This window comes from Allochromatium humboldtianum, assembly GCF_013385175.1.
Classification (GTDB): domain Bacteria; phylum Pseudomonadota; class Gammaproteobacteria; order Chromatiales; family Chromatiaceae; genus Thermochromatium; species Thermochromatium humboldtianum.
In genome coordinates, this window is record NZ_JABZEO010000003.1 from 200,392 (window position 1) to 217,243 (window position 16,852).

Genomic DNA, 16,852 nt, shown 5'->3' on the forward strand with positions numbered 1-16,852 from the left:
GCTCCGTCACCAGGCCCGTAAGGGCAGATTTTGGAACAGACCGATGGCGGTATTCGTTCTCGACAAACAGAAACGTCCGCTGATGCCGTGCACGGAGAAACGCGCGCGGCTGTTACTGGAGCGTGGGCGCGCGGTGGTGGTGCGTCTGGCCCCGTTCACGATTCGCCTGAAGGATCGGATCGGCGGAGCGCTGCAACCACTGCGCTTGAAGCTTGATCCAGGCAGTCGCGTGACCGGACTGGCCCTGGTGCGCGAATCCGAAACCTGCGATGCGGATACGGGCGCGGTCGAGCGCCTGGAGCATGGTCTGTGGTTTGGGGAACTCGTGCATCGCGGTCAGGCGATCCGGGAGGCGCTGACGCGTCGGCGTCACTATCGCCGGGCACGCCGGTCTCGGAAGACGCGCTACCGGGCGCCGCGTTTTTTGAATCGCCCCCGCCGTGAGGGCTGGTTGCCGCCATCGTTACAGCATCGGCTCGACACCACCGTCAACTGGGTGCAGCGCCTGCGCCGGCTCGCCCCGATCACCGCCCTCAGTCAGGAACTGGTGCGGTTCGATACTCAGGCGCTCCAGAACCCGGAGATCTCCGGTGTGGAGTACCAACAGGGCGAACTGGCCGGTTACGAGGTGCGTGAATACCTGCTGGAGAAGTGGCGCCGGACCTGTGCCTATTGCGGCGCGATGCACGTGCCGCTGGAGATCGAGCACATCGTTCCACGCGCGCGGGGCGGCTCGGATCGGGTCTCGAACCTGACGCTCGCCTGCCGAGCCTGCAATCAGCGCAAGGCGAACCAGTCCATCGAGGACTTTCTGCAACGCCAACCGGCGCTCCTGCACCAGATCCAAGCCCAGGCCCGAGCGCCGCTCAAGGACGCCACCGCCGTCAATGCTACGCGCTGGGCGCTGTTGAACGCGCTCAAGACCACGGGCCTGCCGGTCGAGACCGCCTCGGGCGGGCGCACCAAGTTCAATCGCACGCGCCTGGACATCCCCAAAACCCATGCCCTCGATGCCGCCTGTGTCGGCGCCGTCGATCAAGTGCGCGACTGGAACCGCCCGGTCCTGAGCATCCGCGCCACCGGACGCGGCGCTTATAGCCGCACGCGCACGTTCAACAACGGCTTCCCGCGTGGCTATCTTATCCGCCACAAGCGCGTCCAGGGCTTCCAGACCGGCGATTGGGTGCGCGCCGAGGTGCTCAAGGGCAAGAAAGCCGGCGTGCATGTCGGGCGCGTGGCCATCCGGCGCACCGGATCGTTCAACGTCCAGACGCCCGGCGGCACGGTCGAGGGCCTGTCGCATCGCTATTGCCGTGTGCTGCAACGCGCCGACGGCTATGGCTACACCATTCACACCAAACCTGTAACGGAGGACGCGAGGCGGGCCGCAACACCTAACCGCGCTACGCGCGGTGCGCTATTCCTCCCCGCCAGTCAAGGACGGGGTTTCTCGCGCAAGACTGATGAGCACTCCGCCCGCTGCTCCGGCCCATACGCCCCCTCGTCGATCAGGGAGTAGCGCAGATGCGATTGTAACGGACCATTGGATGGTCTAGGATCACATCCGACTCAATTCGAGCGCTACCGCTTCAGGAGCATCCGATGCAGATTTCAGTGACCGAAGCCAAGGGACAACTGACGGAACTGGTGCGTCGCGCCGAGGCTGGAGACGATGTGATTCTGACCCGCTACGGTCAGGCCAAAGTGCGTCTGGTTCCAATCAAATCCACACCGGATGCTCGGAGCCGAAGAGTACTGATGGAGCGTCTGCGTGCATCGGCGATCCCTACGGAAGGACCGAGCGCCGCGCATAGTCAGGACTTCCTCTACGGTGAAGATGGTCTGCCCGAATGATCGTTGTCGATACCTCGGCCCTGATGTCGATTCTGCTGAATGAGCCGGAAGCTGAGGCTTGTATGACGGCGCTCGAAACCGAGGATGAATTGCTGATTTCCGCCGCTACTGTCGCCGAAGCTCTGATTGTGGCGGAACGTCGTCATGTCGGCGGGGCCATGGCTGAGCTGATCGATGGGCTGGGTTTCGATGTCGTCCCGGTCACGGCAAACGCTGCTCGGCGCGTCGCGCTTGCCTATGAGTGCTGGGGCAAGGGAAATCATCCTGCGTCTTTGAATTACGGCGACTGCTTTGCTTACGCGGTCGCCAAGCAGTATGAATGCCGCTTGCTGTTTGTTGGGCAAGATTTCTCTAAAACCGACATCCAAGGCGTTATTTGAGGTTTCCCAAATTGTGACGCACTGCGTCACGAATTGAGCCGGCCCCATTACCGCCTGATGCCGCGGATCGATGGATCGGAGGCCCGCCAGCGGTACATGCCGTCCGGTACTGCCGAGCGAAGAGGAACTCTGCCGCGAGATCGAACGCGAGCGCGCTGCGATCGATGAACGCCACGCCTTGTCCGACGTCGACGAAACCAAGGGTCGCGATGTCTGATCGACACTGCATCAAGACCGACACCAGGACCAGCCATGTCATCCACCCGCATCCTGCAACCCGGCGAGATCGAGTCCTTCTCTGCCGAGATTCCGCGTCTGCTGCTGCCGGACGCTCAAATCTTCGCGACCCGCGCCGAGCGTCTGCGCCGGATCGCGCCTGGGCACAGTCTCGGCGATTACCTGACCTTCGTCGCCGCCATCGCCGACTGGCAGCAGGAAGCACTGGCGACGTCGGTCGACCGCACTCCTAAGCTGGAAGCGGCGCACTTGGCACACTGTGCCGAGCGGGATGTTCCGCCGCTCGCGCCCCAGGGCCTGATCCGCGATCCGGGCTGGCGTAATCAGGTCCGCGCCCTGGCCGAACGGCTCGCCCCAACCGCACCCGTCCAGGCGCAAGCCGTGCTGGAACGCTTGCGCGCCGGCAGCGACGACTGGCTGGAGACCCAGGCCGAGGCCCTGCTCGCGCTCGATCTGGACCAGGTCGACATCGCCGCCTCGGCCATCCTCGCCGCCGTGCTCCAGGTCCAGTGGACGGCACTGGCCCGGACGCTCGATCCATCCCGACTCGCCATCCAGCCGACCGAGCGCCACCTCTGCCCGATCTGCGGCTCACACCCCAGCGTCTCCGCGGTCCGCACGGGCGGAGCGAGCGACGGACTGCGTTATCTGGTCTGCTCGCTGTGCGCCTCGCATTGGTATCTGGAGCGAACCAAATGCAGCAACTGCGACAACATGCGCGCCATCGGCTATCACACGGTCGAGAATCCGGACTCGGCCATCCGCGCCGAATCCTGTCCCGAGTGCCGGACCTATCTCAAGATCCTCTACCAGACCCTGAACCCGGACCTGGAACCGACGGCCGACGATCTGGCCTCACTGGCGCTCGACTGGCTGATGAGCGAGGAAGGCTACGGGCGCAGCGGTGTGAACCTGATGCTGTTGCAGGGCTGAAATGACCGACGACACGCCCGCCGCCTCCAGTCCATTCGCCCGCCTGCCCTCGGTCGAACGTCTGCTGAGCCATCCGGCGGTCGCACCCATGCTCGCCGAGCACGGACGACAGGCGACCACCGCCGCCATCCGCGATCTGCTCGCCGAGCGGCGTCAGGCCATCGGCGCCGGCGCATGCGACCCCACGACCCTGACCGAACCGGCCCTGATCGCCCAACTGAACGCGCGGCTGGCCGAGCAGGCCCGCCCATGTCTGCGCCCGGTCCACAACCTCACCGGCACCGTGCTGCATACCAACCTGGGCCGCGCGCCCCTGCCGGATGAAGCGATCGCGGCGCTGATCACCGCCGCGCGCCACCCCTGCGCGCTGGAATACGACCTGGAGAGCGGCGGACGCGGCGACCGCGACGACGTCGTCGAGTCCCTGTTGCGCGAGCTGACCGGCGCCGAGGCCGCGACCCTGGTCAACAACAACGCGGCGGCGGTCTTCCTGTTGCTCAATACACTGGCCTCGCGCAAGGAGGTGCTGGTCTCGCGCGGTGAGCTGGTCGAGATCGGCGGCGCCTTCCGGGTGCCCGACATCATGAGCCGCGCCGGCGCCAAACTGCGCGAGGTCGGAACCACCAACCGCACCCATTTGCGCGACTTCGAAGACGCGATCGGGCCGCGCACGGCGTTGCTGATGAAGGTCCACACCAGCAACTACGCCATCCAGGGCTTCACCACCTCGGTGCCCGAAGCGGAACTGGCGGCGCTCGCCCACCGTCACGACCGGCCCTTCGTCGTGGATCTGGGCAGCGGCACCCTGGTCGATCTGGCGCGCTATGGTCTGCCGCACGAACCCACACCCCAGGAGTCCATCGCCGCCGGGGCCGATCTGGTCACATTCAGCGGCGACAAGCTGCTCGGCGGCCCCCAGGCCGGCCTCCTGGTCGGGCGCGCTGACCTGATCCGGCGACTCAAGAAGAACCCGCTCAAGCGCGCGCTACGGGTCGGCAAGCTGACCCTGGCGGGGCTGGAGGCCGTTCTGCGGCTCTATCGCGACCCGGACCGGCTCGACGAGCGTCTGGCGACCCTGCGTCTGCTCACCCGCCCCGAGTCTGACATCCGCGCCCAGGCCGAGCGGCTGCTGCCGCACGTCCGGCGCGCGCTCGCCGGCCGGCCGCTGGAGGTCGACACCGAACCGGCGCTGTCGCAGATCGGCAGCGGCTCACTGCCGGTCGACCGCCTGCCCAGTCATTCCCTGGTGATCCGCCCCCGGACCAAGCGCGGCGGCGGACTCAACCGACTGGAAGCGGACCTGCGCGCCCTGCCCACGCCGGTCATCGGCCGGCTCGCCGACGGCGCCCTGCGTCTGGATCTGCGCTGTCTGCCGGTCGAGGCCGAGCCCGACTTCATCCGCCAACTCCAATCACTGACGACCGCATGATCATCGGCACCGCCGGACACATCGACCACGGCAAGACCGCGCTGGTCCAGGCGCTCACGGGCGTGGACACCGACCGGCTCAAAGAAGAAAAGGCGCGCGGCATCACCATCGAGCTGGGCTATGCCTACCAGCCCCTGCCCAACGGCGAGGTGCTGGGCTTCATCGACGTGCCCGGCCACGAGCGTCTGGTGCACACCATGCTGGCCGGGGCGGCCGGGATCGACTTCCTGCTCCTGGTGGTGGCCGCCGACGACGGGCTCATGCCCCAGACCCATGAGCATCTGCGGATCGCGGAACTCTTGGGGCTCGCGCGCGGCGCGGTCGCCCTGACCAAGATCGATAGGGTCGACGCGGACCGGGTCGCGGCGGTGAGCGCCGACATCGCTGCCCTGCTCGCGACCGGCCCGCTCGCCGGCCTGCCCATCTTCCCGGTCTCGGCGCTCGACGGCACCGGCATCGAGCCACTGCGCCGGCATCTGCACACGGTCGGAACCGCCTTCCCGCCGCGCGCGACCCAGGGACGCTTCCGGCTGGCGGTCGACCGCTGCTTCACCCTGCACGGCGCCGGCACCCTGGTCACGGGGACCGTGTTCGCCGGTGAGGTGCGGGTCGGCGACGAGGTCTGTCTACTGCCCGGCGGCCAGCGGGTGCGGGTGCGCGGACTGCACGCCCAGAACCGACCGGCCGAGCGGGGCCGAGCCGGTCAGCGCTGCGCGCTCAATCTGGCCGGGATCGACAAGGACGCGATCGCGCGCGGCGACTGGATCGTCGACCCGGCGCTGGCGCTTCCGGTCGAACGCTTCGACGCCTGCCTGACCCTCTCGCCCCAGGCCCCGCGACCACTGCGCCAGTGGACGCCGGTCCACCTGCATCTGGGCGCGGCGCACCGGATGGCGCATCTGGTGCGCCTGGACAGCGACCAGCTCGCACCGGGCGAGCGCGGCTGGGTGCAACTGGTGCCAGAGCGCCCGCTCGGTGCGCTCTACGGCGATCGTTTCATCCTGCGCGACGCCGAGGCACGCCAGACGCTCGGCGGCGGCCGGGTGCTCGACATCCGGGCGCCCGCGCGCCGACGCCGAACGCCCGAGCGGCTCGCCGAACTGGCCGCGCTCGCCTGTCCCGAGCCGGCTGAACGTCTGGCGCGCCTCCTGGAGCAGGCCGAGTTCGGGATCGACCTGGATGAGCTGGAACGCGCCTGGAACCAGCCGGACCTGCGCACGCCTCTACCCGCCGACTGTCGCCTGATCCGGTCCGGCGGAGAGACTCGAGTCCTGACCCTTGCGGCTTGGGAAGCGCTGGAACGACGCCTGCTGGACGGTCTGGCCGAACATCACGTCCAGTCCCCGGACGAGCTGGGACCGGACGCCGCCCGCGCGCGCCGGCGCTGGCTGCCGCGACTCCCGCCGCCGGTCTTCGAGCCCCTGGTCGCCGGACTGATCGAACGCGGCGCACTCAAGCGCACCGGCGCCTGGCTGCACCGCCCGGAGCATGATCTGCGCCTGACACCCGCCGAACAGGCCGTCGCCGAGCGGATCCTGAGCCTGCTGCACGCCTCACCGCTGGAGCCGCCCTGGGTGCGCGACATCGCCCGGACGCTGGAGCGCGAGGAATCGGAGGTGCGGCAGCTGCTGCGCCGTCTGGGCGGTCAGGGGCAGGTGTTCCAGGTCGTGCGCGATCTGTTCTTCCTGCCCGAGACCCTGGACCAATTCGTCGAGGTGGTGCGCGATCTGGAGCGCGAACAGGACGGCGCGCGCGCGGCCGACTTCCGCGACCGCACCGGACTCGGGCGCAAGCGCGCCATCCAGATCCTGGAACATTTCGACCGTCTCGGCTTCACCCGCCGCCTCAAGGACGTCCATCGGGTCCGTCCCGATAGCCCGCTGGCCGCTCCAGGGGTTAAGATCGCTCCCTGATTGGAAGGGCATCGTCTCCGGTGGGGCGGCCGGGCTTCAAACCCGGTTGGGGGTGTCAGACGCTCCCGGGTGGGTTCGACTCCCGCACCCTTCCGCCATTCTCGGCCCAGGCCCCCGCCGCGCCACGGAATCACGGCGGATATGACAGCGACCATGAGGATCGGGAATCGTCATGCAGATCGTCACGACCCATATCAATTCGGATTTCGACGCCCTGGCCTCCATGGTGGCGGCCTCCTTCCTCTATCCGGGCGTGACGCGGATGGTGCCGAGTCAGGTCCAGCCGGCGGTGCGCGAGTTCCTGACCGTGCACTGGGATCTGCTCCAGCTCAAACCGCGCCGCGCCATCGATCCGGCGGCCGTCGACCGGCTGATCGTCACCGACACCGGCAGTTGGGAGCGCCTCGACGATCTGCGCATGCTCGCCGAACGGACGGACCTGGAGACCATCGTCTGGGATCATCACATGGCCCCCGGCTCGATCCAGGCCGGCGAACTGCATCGCGAGGAGGTCGGCGCGACCGTCACCCTGCTCCTGGAGTGCATCCAGGAAGCGGATCGCGCCTTCGCCCCCATGCACGCCACCCTGTTCCTGCTCGGAATCTATGACGACACCGGCGGTCTGACCTATCCGTCCACCACGGCCCGTGATGCGCGCATGACGGCCTATCTGCTGGAGAACGGTGCGGACCTGAACGTGGTGGCCGCCTATCTGGACAGCGCCCTCGACGAGCGTCATCTCGAACTCTTCAACCGGATGCTGTCGGACTCCGAGCAGTTCGCGATCGAGGGCGTCCACCTGGGACTCTGTGTGCAGGACGCCGACAAGGGACTCAACAACCTCGCGCGCGTCGTCAGCAAGTTCCAGGAGATCAAGGGGCTGGACGTGGCCTTCGGCATCTTCCCCATCACCGCCAACAAGACGGTGGTGGTCGGACGCGGCAATCCGCGCCTGTTCGACGTCGGCGCCCTGGTGCGCCAGCTCGGCGGCGGCGGACATCCGGGCGCCGGCTCGGCGGCGCTCAAGATGCCGGCTGAGGAGGCACGCGCTCGGGTACGCCAGCTCATCGCCGAGGCCGAACCCGAGAGCCAGCGGGTGAGCGACCTGATGTCGCCGGTGCGACTGGCGCTCGCGCCCCAGGACAGCCTGCGCGTGGCGGCCGGGCGTCTGCGCGACAGCCATCGCTCGGTCCTGCTGGTGCTCGACGACCAGGGCGGCGTGCTCGGGGCGCTCGGCGAGGAACAGTTGGCCAAGGTCAGGGACGACGCCGGTTGGGAGCATCCGGTCAGCGCCCTGATGCGACGCGATCTGGAGGTGGTCACACCGGAGCGCACCACGCGCGAGGCGTTGCGACTCATGACCCGCGCCGATGTCGGCGTCCTGCCGGTGATGGAGGATGGGCGTGTCGTCGGCGAGATCACGCGCGCGGCCATCATGCTGAGTCTCTATGATCTCTGACCCGGACGGAGGTTCTGCCATGAAAACACTCAAGTGGTCGCTGATCGGGTTTGGAGCCGTCGCCGTGCTGGTCGTGGTGATGGCCGGTTCCTGGAGCCTCACCGAGCGCGTCATCCAGGCCACCTCGGACGAGACCTTCTGCGGCCTCTGCCATTCGATGCGGCCCTTCGCCGAGACCCATGCGCTGGACGTGCATGGCGGGCGCAATCCAGGCGGGGTGAGTGCCGCGTGCGCCGACTGCCATCTGCCGCACGACAGCCCCTGGGTCTATCTGGTCGCCAAGGCCGAGACCGGGATCAAGGATCTGCTGGCCGAGCCGGTTGCCTTCTTCCGGGAACCGGACTGGATCGGCCGACTCTCACAGCGTGAATCCTATGTGTATGATTCGGGCTGTCTCACGTGCCACAAGCACCTCGAACGGGCGATCGATCAGACGCCGGAGGCGCTCTTCGGACATCAGACCTATTTCGCGGGCCTGGAGACGGGAACCCGGATGCAGTGCGTGACCTGTCACATCCACGTCGGACATCGGGATCTGCTCGCGCGTCTCTCACCGCCTGGGACGACGGACGCCGGCGCCGCCGAGGTCCGCGAATCGACGGCGCCAGCGGGCGCCGAGGAGTCGAAGCCATGAATACGATCATCGACCGTTACGGTGCGATCCTGCTGTCGGCGAGCCTGCTGACGCTGGTGACCGGACTGCGGGCGGCCGAGGCCGACGAGGCCATGCGCGAGCGCGGCCAAACCATCTACGCCGAGCAGATGTGCAACCTCTGTCATACCCGTGACGGCGCATCCGGTCCCATGGCCCATGTCGGCGGATCGCTCGACGGACTCGCCGCCAAGCGCGACGCGGCCTGGATCGACGCCTATCTGCGTCACCCACAGTCGATCATCCCCAGCTCCCAGATGCCCAAGAGCACCCTGAACGATCAGCAACTCGCCGAGCTGATCGCCTTCCTGCTCGGCCCCTGAGTGTGAACCTACGTGCGAGCGGCCACGACCGATCTCCATCCGCCATGCATTTCCAACCCATCGGCCATATCCGCTCGCCCTACACGGACAAGTTCGGCATCCCGCGTCAGCCCGGACTGGTGACGGCCGCCGAGGCGCGGCTGGAACTCCGGCCCGAGTTCGCGCGTGAGGAAGCCTTCAAGGCGCTCGACGGCTTCTCGCACGTCTGGATCCTCTTCGTCTTCCATCAGGATTGTCTGGAGGCCGGTTGGAATCCGACGGTTCGGCCACCACGACTCGGTGGACGCGAATCGGTCGGGGTCTTCGCCAGCCGCGCCCCCTATCGGCCCAACCCGATCGGACTCTCCGCCGTCGAGCATCTGGGGCTGATCCGGGACGAGCGAGGACTGGCACTACGCCTGCGCGGCGTCGACATGCTCGACGGCACGCCCGTGCTCGACATCAAGCCCTATGTGCCCTATGCCGACGCGATCCCCGAGGCGCGCGGCGGATTCGCCGTCGCGCCGCCGCCGGACCCGCGCGAGGTGCGCTTCAGCCCGACGGCCGACGCCGACCTGGAACGCTTCGACCCCGACGGCGCCCGTGCCCTGCGCACGCTCGTCACCCAGGTTCTGGAACAAGACCCGCGCCCCGGCTACATGGACCGCTATCCGGAACGACGCGAATTCGGTCTGCGTCTCATGGAGTTCGACATCCGCTGGCGCCTGGAGGCCGGTCACATCGAAGTGATCGGGATTCGCCCCGCGCCTTGAAGCCCATACGCCGAGCGAAACCGTCTGGCGTACCCGGCGCGACCATGCGACCATTCCAACCACTGGTCTGGGTTATATTAAGAAGACACTTCGACGCACTTTGTAGAACCATGGGCACACACAACCACTCACTACTCATCGTTGACGACAGCCGGATGTCTCGCATGATGCTGAACCGCCTGATCGCGGATCTGCGTCCCGACTGGCGCATCACCGAGGCGGCGAGCGGGGCCGAAGCCCTGGAGATGATCGAACGCGATCCGCCGACCCTGGTCAGTCTGGACGTCAACATGCCCGGCATGAGCGGACTGGAGACGGCCGGGCGCATCCGGCTCCACAGCCCCGACATCCGGGTCGTCATCTGCACCGCGAACATCCAGGACTATGTGCGCCAGGCGGCCGAGAAGGCCGGCGTGCACTTTGTCTCCAAGCCGATCACGCCCGAGTCCGTGGCGCGCATGGTGGCCTTCTTCGAGGAATGAATCGGTGTCCGAACTCAGCGAGCTCCATCGCGATGCACTCGGTGAACTCTTCAACCTGGGGGTGGGGCGCGCGGCACACAGCCTCAGTCAGATGGTGCGCGACGAGATCGAGCTGTCGGCGCCCTTCGTCGATCTGATCCATGCCCACGAAGTGACCGCGACCCTGATCGGCTCGGAGTTCAAGGAGCTGAGCATGGTGACGATCGACTTCGAGGGTCCGTTCGTCTCCAAGGCCATCCTGCTGTTCCCCGAACGCAATGCGCTCGCCATCCTCAGCAACATGCTCGATCCGGAACTGACGCCCGAGGAGGTCGCGGAGTTCGAGCAGGAGGCGATGTGCGAGATCGGCAACGTCATCCTCAACGCCTGCATGAGCGCACTCGCCGATGAGTTCGGCATCCAGTTGCACGGCGGTCTGCCCGAGCATTATTTCAGCGACACCGACTCGCTGCCGATCTTCGCCGAGGGTGACGCCGACCGACTGGTCCTCCTGCTCCAGATCCGGCTCACCATGCGCCAGCAACTGGTTGAGGGACATCTGATCTTCCTGCTGAGCGTCGGCTCGCTGCAGGATCTGCGCGACTGTCTCGATGCCTATCTCGATCGTATCGGGATGCGCTGATGGACATCGCACTCGGCGCGCAGCTGATCGACAGCCTGCGAATCGGCCTGATTCTGCTCGATCACCGGGGGCAGGTGGTGTCCTGGAACGGCTGGATGAAGCGCCACAGCGGTCTGACGCTCGCCGATGTCGCCGGACGGCGGCTCGAAGAGCTCTTCCCCGAGGTGAGCGGCAGCCGTCTCGAATCCAGCATCTCGGATACGCTGCGCTTCAAGCTCTCGGCCATGCTCGCGCCGAGCCTCAATCCAAGCCTGCTGCCGCTCTATCATCGCCCGGGAGATCGCCAGCGCGACCAGCGTATGCAGCAGCTCATCTATGTCAGTCCGCTCCGTCATGAGCACTGCGCCTGTCTGATCCAGATCCATGACATGACGGCCGCCCTGCGCCGCGAGCGGCGTCTGCGCGCCCAGTCGAACCAGTTGATCGAAACCAGCTACCAGGATGCGCTCACGGGTGTCGGCAACCGTCGGCGCTTCGATCAGGATCTGGCGCAGCGTTTCAGACAGGCCAAGGACAAAAAGCGTCCGATCGCCATGCTCATGATCGACGTCGACAGCTTCAAGGCCTACAACGACCATTTCGGCCATCAGGGCGGCGACGCCTGTCTGATCCGGGTGGCTCAAACACTGCGGGATGTCTTGAGACGCGATGGCGACCGGGTCTCGCGCTATGGCGGCGAGGAGTTCGCACTGCTGCTGTCCGACGCGGATCTCACCGCCGCCTGCGCGGTCGCCGAGCGGCTGCGTCTGGCCGTCGAACAACTCGCCCTCCCCCACCCCGCCGCCCGCAGCATCGGCCGGGTCAGTGTCAGTATCGGCATCGCCGCCATGATTCCGACCGATGAGCAGCTCTGCTACATCCTGGTCGCTCAGGCGGATCTGGCGCTCTACACGGCCAAGGACGCCGGACGCAACCGCTGCATGTGGTACGACGCCGAGAGCGGCATCGCCCGTCCGCTGCCGGACTCTGCCTTGGCAGGCTTGCACTCAAAATAATTGGCTTGTCAAGGCAAAAAACTCATGCACACTTGACGCGCATCAGTCCACCTGTCGCTGCACGGTTTTAAGATCATCCATACAGTCGGCTCGAACGCCTTGCGATCCAAAGCACCGTTGGCCTCCAGGGCCATCCACTCGACCTGCACCGAAGGACATTGCCATGGCACTCGTGAAAAAGACCTCCAGTTCTTCCGCCGCCGCCGCGACCGGCGAGACTCGCTCCAGCGCGGCCACCGCGCGCGAGGCCGAGGCCCAGCGCAAGCGGGCGCGCACCCTGGCCAAGCAGCAGCAGGCCGCCGAGCGCGTGGCCTCGGCCACGGCGCAGCTGGCCTCAGGCATCAATGAGGCCGCTTCCGCCGCCGAAGAGCTGAAGCGCTCGGCCGACCAGATCGCCACCGGCGCCGAGGAAGCCTCGGGCGCGGCGCAGGAATCGCTGGCCGCCTTCAAGCAGGTCAATACCGCGCTCGCGCGTCAGCTCGACAGTGCCAAGAACGCGCAGATCAAGGTCGAGGCCTCGCAGACGCTCATTCAGCGTGTCGGTGATGACGTCGCCGGGCTGATCGGCAACGTCGGCGTGGCGGCCCAGCGTCAGGCCGATTCGGTCAAGATGGTCGCCGAACTCGAACAGCAGGCGGCCAACATCGGCGACATCGTCAAGGCCGTGGCCCGCATCGCCGATCAGACCAACCTGCTCGCCCTCAACGCCGCCATCGAGGCCGCGCGCGCCGGCAAGCACGGCAAGGGCTTCGCGGTGGTCGCCGACGAGGTGCGCACCCTGGCCGAGACCTCTGAGAAGAGCGCCAAGCAGATCCAGGATCTGGTCGGCCAGATCCAGACCGAGGTCAAGACCATCTCGGACGGCATCAACGACTCGGCCGAGAAGGTCAAGACCGAGGTCGAGAACGGCAAGACCATCAACACCCAGCTCGAACAGATCCGGATCGACGCGATCGAGATCACGCGCGGCATCCAGGAGGTCGCCGCCGGCGCTCAGCAGTCGAGCGCCGCCGCACTCCAGGCGCTCAAGGGCACCGAGGAGATCGCCGCCGCCGCCGAGGAGCAGTCGGCCGCGTCCGAGGAAACGGCCAAGACCGTCGCCGAGCAGACCCAGGCGCTGGCCGAATGCGAACAGGCGGCGCAGAACCTGTCCGAACTGGCCGAGGAATTGAAGAACTCGACCGACATCGCCAAGAGCGCCGAGGAAGTCGCCTCGGCCGCTGAAGAACTGTCCTCGGCGGTGCAGGAGATCAACCGCTCCGGCGCCCAGGTCATGGCCGCCGTCGAGCAGATTCGCAAGAGCGCCCAGGTTCAGGCCTCGGCCACCGAGGAATCCGCCGCCGCCATCGCCCAGATCGAGAAGGGGCTGGAAGTGGCGCTGCAACGCGCCCAGCTCGCCGGCGAGAAGGTCAAGGCCATCAGCGCGCTGCTCGGCACCAACAAGCAGAGCGTCGAATCGCTCATCGAAGGGGTCGCCGACTCGGTCACGTCCTCGCGTTCCAGCCTCAAGCAGATCAAGGATCTGGAACTGGTCTCGCGGCGCATCGACAAGATCGTCGATGCCATCACCACGGTCTCGATCCAGACCAACATGCTGGCCGTCAACGGCTCGATCGAAGCGGCGCGCGCCGGCGAGTTCGGCAAGGGCTTCGTGGTCGTGGCCACCGATATCCGCAACCTCGCCCATGATTCCGCCGAGAACGCCGACCGTATCAAGGACTTGGTGAAGGCGGTCCAGGATCAGATCGGCGTGGTCGGTCGCGATCTGGAAGAGATCATGTCCTCGGCCACCACCGAGGCCGAGAAGGCCAAGGCCATCACAACCGGACTCGACACCATCGAGGCCGACATCGGCGTGGTCGAGAAGAGCACGACCGAGATCCTGGCCGCTGCCAGCGAGATCGCCTCGGCCGTCGCGCAGGTCAAGACCGGCGTCGATCAGATCTCGGCGGCCGCCCAAGAGGCCGAGAAGGCGTCCACCGAGGCCGCCTCCGCCGCCAAGCAGCAGGCGCAGGGCGCCGAGGAACTGGCCGCCGCCATCGAGGAGATCGCCTCGCTCGCCGATGAGTTGCAGAGCGCCTGAGTCCGAACGCCAGCGAGCGGGAGAACACCATGACCAACGAACAGGTCGAGCCACTGGACGTCGAACCCAACGCCGTCGCGGCGTCTGCGGGCGACGCCGGTGCGGACGACGCCCTCGCCGGGCGCGAGAGCGACATCCGTCAATTCGTGATCTTCATCTGCGGCAGCGAGGTCTTCGCCGTCGACATGGCCCCGGTGCAGGAGATCATCCGTGTGCCGGAGGTGGTGCGGGTGCCGCTGGCCCCAGCCACCCTGGAGGGACTGGCCAATCTGCGCGGCAAGGTACTGCCGATCATCAGTCTGCGCCGACTGTTCGGCTTCCCCGAGCGTGAGGACGACGACGCCACGCGCGCCCTGGTCATCGACCTGGGCCAACCGCTCGGCTTCGTCGTCGATCGGGTCAGCAGCGTGGTGGGCGTGGAGCCGGGCCGCATCGAGGACGTCGGCGCCCTGACCACCACGGTCAAGACCGAGCTGCTGGCCGGTCTGCTCAAGGAGGTCGGCGGCTTCCCGATGGTGATGGTGCTCGACTTCGAGCAGCTCATCCGCAACGAGTTCGCCGCCATCGCCCATCTGGCGCGCTCCACGGCGTCCGGCGCGCTCGGCGGTCTGGAGCACGAGGACGAGCACGACGACGAGGAGGCCATCAGCGACGAGCTGCAACTGGTCAGCTTCGAGGTCGCCGAGCAGGAATACGCCATCCCGATCGAGAACGTGCAGGAGATCGTGCAGTTCCCCGAGCAGGTGGTGCATGTGCCGCGTTCCGAGGCCCATGTGCTGGGCGTGATGACGCTGCGCAACCGGCTGTTGCCGCTGGTCTCGCTGCGCTGTCTGTTCGATCTGGACGCGCGCGCGGCCGACGAGCGCAGTCGCATCCTGGTCATCCGACTCGGCGACATGGCCGTCGGTCTGGTGGTCGACAGCGTCAACGAGGTGCTGCGGGTGCCCAAGTCCGCCGTCGACGCCATGCCCAAACTGCTGGCGCGTCACGGCGACCTGTCCGAGATCGCCGAGATCTGCCGGCTCGACGAGGGCCGGCGTCTGGTCTCGATCATCTCGACCGACAATCTCTTCCGTCATTCGACCATCCGGGAGGCCCTGACCAACGTGGACCAGCTGCGCGAGGACGACCGGCTCGACGACGAGACCGACGTGAACGACGAGGACAACGACGACGAGGAACAGGTGGTGGTGTTCCGGCTCGACAAGGAGGAATTCGGCGTGCCGATCGAGAGCGTGCAGGAGATCGTGCGCGTACCCGAGGAGCTGACCCATGTGCCCAAGGCGCCGGCATTCGTCGAGGGCGTGATCAATCTGCGCGGCTCGGTGCTGCCGGTCATCGACCAGCGCCGCCGGCTCGGCATGGCCACGGTCCCGCGCAACGACCGTCAACGCATCATGGTGTTCCTGCTCGACGGGGTGCGCACCGGCTTCATCGTCGATTCGGTGGCCGAGGTGCTCAAGATCCCCAAGACGGCCATCGAGCGCTCGCCTCGGCTGTCGCTGGAGCAGGCGCGTCTGATCGCGCGCGTGGCCAATCTGGAGCAGCAGAAGCGCATGATCCAGCTCATCGACACCTCACGCCTGATCGCCGAAGAGCAGCGCGAGGAACTGGCGGCGTTGGCAGAGGATTGATTCGCCTTGATCAAGCTACTGATCGTCGACGACTCGGCGTTGATGCGCCGCCAGCTCAACGCCATCTTCCAGGCCGAGGGCGACTTCGAGATCCGTCTCGCGCGCAACGGGCGCGAGGCGGTCGAGGAGAATCTGGCCTTCGAGCCGGACGTCATCACGCTCGACATCAACATGCCCGAGATGGACGGCCTGACTGCGCTCTCGCTGCTGATGGCGCAGCGTCCGGTGCCCGTGGTCATGGTCTCCTCGCTCACCGAGAAGGGGGCCATGGCCACGCTGGAGGCGCTCAATCTCGGCGCGGTGGACTACATCCCCAAGCCCGGAGGCACCATCTCGCTGTCGATGGTCGAGATCGAGGCCGAGGTCATCGCCAAGGTGCGCGCGGCGGCGCGGGCGCGACTCAAGACCGCGCGCGGGCTGGCGGCGCGCATTCGCGGCGAAGTATCGCCGAGCCGACCCAAGACCCAGGTCGAGCCGAGACGTTCGACCATCCGCCGTGCCGGTACGCGCGGCGATGGCGTGGTGCTGATCGGGGTCTCGACCGGCGGTCCGCGGACCTTGGAAGACATCCTGCCCGTACTGCCGGCGGACTTTCCCTGGCCGGTGCTGGTCGCGCAGCACATGCCGCCGAGCTTCACCAAGCCCTTCGCCGAGCGCATGAACGGGCTGTGCGCGCTGGAAGTCTCTGAGGTCAGCCGGCCCACGCCGGTCGAGCCGGGTCATATCTACATCGGCAAGGGCGGCGCGGACATGGTGCTGGCGCGGCGTGTCGGCAAGCTGACCGCCCTGCCCCGGCCCGAGAATCCGGATTTTCTCTGGCATCCATCGGTCGAGCTGCTCGGACGCTCGGCCCTGGAACACTGCGATCCGGCCAACGTCATCGGCGTGATACTCACCGGCATGGGGCACGATGGAGCGGATTCCTTCGCTGAGTTGAAAAAGCGCGGCGCGCGCACCATCGCGGAGTCCGAGGAGACCGCCGTGGTCTTCGGGATGCCGGCGGAGCTGATCGAGCGTGGCGGGGCCAATCTGGTGCTGCCCGCCGAACGCATCGCCGATCAGATCCAGATCTGGGTCGAGCGTTCCTAACCAGGAGTCATGACC

Annotated in this window: 17 protein-coding genes and 1 tRNA gene; all 18 read left to right on the top strand. The window is 67.0% G+C overall.

The features are described 5' to 3' along the window. The first annotated feature begins 43 nt into the window (after window positions 1-43). The 18 genes from iscB (at window position 44) to cheB (ending at window position 16,837) form a co-directional block, all read left to right on the top strand. The gene (gene iscB / locus HW932_RS05575) at window positions 44-1,519 is read left to right on the top strand and encodes an RNA-guided endonuclease IscB (protein WP_246296673.1); all 1,476 of its coding nucleotides are present in this window, start codon (window positions 44-46) and stop codon (window positions 1,517-1,519) included. An 83-nt stretch (window positions 1,520-1,602) separates the two neighbouring features. Next, complete coding sequence (locus HW932_RS05580) at window positions 1,603-1,854, top strand: type II toxin-antitoxin system Phd/YefM family antitoxin (protein WP_176975500.1); 252 nt, start codon at window positions 1,603-1,605, stop codon at window positions 1,852-1,854. Continuing rightward, on the top strand, window positions 1,851-2,234 hold the full coding sequence (locus tag HW932_RS05585) for a type II toxin-antitoxin system VapC family toxin (protein ID WP_176975501.1): 384 nt from the start codon (window positions 1,851-1,853) through the stop codon (window positions 2,232-2,234). Before HW932_RS05580 ends, HW932_RS05585 begins: the two co-directional genes overlap by 4 nt. 70 nt (window positions 2,235-2,304) lie before the next feature. Beyond that, a complete protein-coding gene (locus HW932_RS05590; RefSeq protein WP_176975502.1) occupies window positions 2,305-2,451 on the top strand; it encodes a hypothetical protein in 147 nt (48 codons plus the stop codon). 35 nt (window positions 2,452-2,486) lie between these two features. Then, the gene (gene fdhE, locus HW932_RS05595) at window positions 2,487-3,404 is read left to right on the top strand and encodes a formate dehydrogenase accessory protein FdhE (protein WP_176975503.1); all 918 of its coding nucleotides are present in this window, start codon (window positions 2,487-2,489) and stop codon (window positions 3,402-3,404) included. 1 nt (window position 3,405) lies between these two features. Next, entirely contained in the window at window positions 3,406-4,833 is a 1,428-nt protein-coding gene (gene selA, locus HW932_RS05600) for an L-seryl-tRNA(Sec) selenium transferase (RefSeq protein ID WP_176975504.1), read from the top strand. Beyond that, window positions 4,830-6,746 (top strand): selenocysteine-specific translation elongation factor, encoded by a 1,917-nt coding sequence (gene selB, locus HW932_RS05605; RefSeq protein ID WP_176975505.1) that lies wholly within the window; start codon window positions 4,830-4,832, stop codon window positions 6,744-6,746. The genes selA and selB overlap by 4 nt, the downstream gene beginning before the upstream one ends. A gap of 2 nt (window positions 6,747-6,748) precedes the next feature. After that, window positions 6,749-6,844, top strand: a tRNA-Sec gene (locus HW932_RS05610). A 74-nt stretch (window positions 6,845-6,918) separates the two neighbouring features. Beyond that, entirely contained in the window at window positions 6,919-8,205 is a 1,287-nt protein-coding gene (locus HW932_RS05615) for a CBS domain-containing protein (RefSeq protein WP_176975506.1), read from the top strand. Window positions 8,206-8,224: 19 nt separating this feature from the next. Next, window positions 8,225-8,839, top strand: a complete 615-nt coding sequence (locus HW932_RS05620; RefSeq protein ID WP_176975507.1) for a cytochrome c3 family protein — start codon at window positions 8,225-8,227, stop codon at window positions 8,837-8,839. After that, on the top strand, window positions 8,836-9,180 hold the full coding sequence (locus HW932_RS05625) for a c-type cytochrome (RefSeq protein ID WP_176975508.1): 345 nt from the start codon (window positions 8,836-8,838) through the stop codon (window positions 9,178-9,180). Before HW932_RS05620 ends, HW932_RS05625 begins: the two co-directional genes overlap by 4 nt. A gap of 44 nt (window positions 9,181-9,224) precedes the next feature. Continuing rightward, window positions 9,225-9,932, top strand: a complete 708-nt coding sequence (gene tsaA / locus HW932_RS05630; RefSeq protein WP_176975509.1) for a tRNA (N6-threonylcarbamoyladenosine(37)-N6)-methyltransferase TrmO — start codon at window positions 9,225-9,227, stop codon at window positions 9,930-9,932. A 110-nt stretch (window positions 9,933-10,042) separates the two neighbouring features. Beyond that, window positions 10,043-10,414, top strand: a complete 372-nt coding sequence (locus tag HW932_RS05635) for a response regulator transcription factor (RefSeq protein ID WP_176975510.1) — start codon at window positions 10,043-10,045, stop codon at window positions 10,412-10,414. Window positions 10,415-10,418: 4 nt separating this feature from the next. After that, window positions 10,419-11,036 (top strand): chemotaxis protein CheX, encoded by a 618-nt coding sequence (locus tag HW932_RS05640; protein WP_176975511.1) that lies wholly within the window; start codon window positions 10,419-10,421, stop codon window positions 11,034-11,036. Further along, window positions 11,036-12,031, top strand: coding sequence for a sensor domain-containing diguanylate cyclase (locus tag HW932_RS05645; protein WP_176975512.1), 996 nt, complete (start codon window positions 11,036-11,038; stop codon window positions 12,029-12,031). The genes HW932_RS05640 and HW932_RS05645 overlap by 1 nt, the downstream gene beginning before the upstream one ends. Before the next feature lie 163 nt (window positions 12,032-12,194). Continuing rightward, window positions 12,195-14,114 carry a methyl-accepting chemotaxis protein gene (locus tag HW932_RS05650; protein WP_176975513.1) on the top strand — a complete coding sequence of 640 codons (1,920 nt, stop codon included), beginning with the start codon at window positions 12,195-12,197 and terminating at the stop codon, window positions 14,112-14,114. 29 nt (window positions 14,115-14,143) lie between these two features. Further along, a complete protein-coding gene (locus tag HW932_RS05655; RefSeq protein WP_176975514.1) occupies window positions 14,144-15,748 on the top strand; it encodes a chemotaxis protein CheW in 1,605 nt (534 codons plus the stop codon). A gap of 6 nt (window positions 15,749-15,754) precedes the next feature. Next, window positions 15,755-16,837: a chemotaxis-specific protein-glutamate methyltransferase CheB gene (gene cheB, locus HW932_RS05660; RefSeq protein WP_176975515.1), complete on the top strand. Its 1,083-nt coding sequence runs from the start codon at window positions 15,755-15,757 to the stop codon at window positions 16,835-16,837. Window positions 16,838-16,852: the final 15 nt, after the last annotated feature.

Excerpts from the sequence above, each read along its gene's own strand:
- iscB (WP_246296673.1), top strand. The coding sequence starts at position 44 with ATGGCGGTATTCGTTCTCGACAAACAGAAACGTCCGCTGATGCCGTGC.
- HW932_RS05580 (WP_176975500.1), top strand. The coding sequence starts at position 1,603 with ATGCAGATTTCAGTGACCGAAGCCAAGGGACAACTGACGGAACTGGTG.
- HW932_RS05585 (WP_176975501.1), top strand. The coding sequence starts at position 1,851 with ATGATCGTTGTCGATACCTCGGCCCTGATGTCGATTCTGCTGAATGAG.
- HW932_RS05590 (WP_176975502.1), top strand. The coding sequence starts at position 2,305 with ATGGATCGGAGGCCCGCCAGCGGTACATGCCGTCCGGTACTGCCGAGC.
- fdhE (WP_176975503.1), top strand. The coding sequence starts at position 2,487 with ATGTCATCCACCCGCATCCTGCAACCCGGCGAGATCGAGTCCTTCTCT.
- selA (WP_176975504.1), top strand. The coding sequence starts at position 3,406 with ATGACCGACGACACGCCCGCCGCCTCCAGTCCATTCGCCCGCCTGCCC.
- selB (WP_176975505.1), top strand. The coding sequence starts at position 4,830 with ATGATCATCGGCACCGCCGGACACATCGACCACGGCAAGACCGCGCTG.
- HW932_RS05615 (WP_176975506.1), top strand. The coding sequence starts at position 6,919 with ATGCAGATCGTCACGACCCATATCAATTCGGATTTCGACGCCCTGGCC.
- HW932_RS05620 (WP_176975507.1), top strand. The coding sequence starts at position 8,225 with ATGAAAACACTCAAGTGGTCGCTGATCGGGTTTGGAGCCGTCGCCGTG.
- HW932_RS05625 (WP_176975508.1), top strand. The coding sequence starts at position 8,836 with ATGAATACGATCATCGACCGTTACGGTGCGATCCTGCTGTCGGCGAGC.
- tsaA (WP_176975509.1), top strand. The coding sequence starts at position 9,225 with ATGCATTTCCAACCCATCGGCCATATCCGCTCGCCCTACACGGACAAG.
- HW932_RS05635 (WP_176975510.1), top strand. The coding sequence starts at position 10,043 with ATGGGCACACACAACCACTCACTACTCATCGTTGACGACAGCCGGATG.
- HW932_RS05645 (WP_176975512.1), top strand. The coding sequence starts at position 11,036 with ATGGACATCGCACTCGGCGCGCAGCTGATCGACAGCCTGCGAATCGGC.
- HW932_RS05650 (WP_176975513.1), top strand. The coding sequence starts at position 12,195 with ATGGCACTCGTGAAAAAGACCTCCAGTTCTTCCGCCGCCGCCGCGACC.
- HW932_RS05655 (WP_176975514.1), top strand. The coding sequence starts at position 14,144 with ATGACCAACGAACAGGTCGAGCCACTGGACGTCGAACCCAACGCCGTC.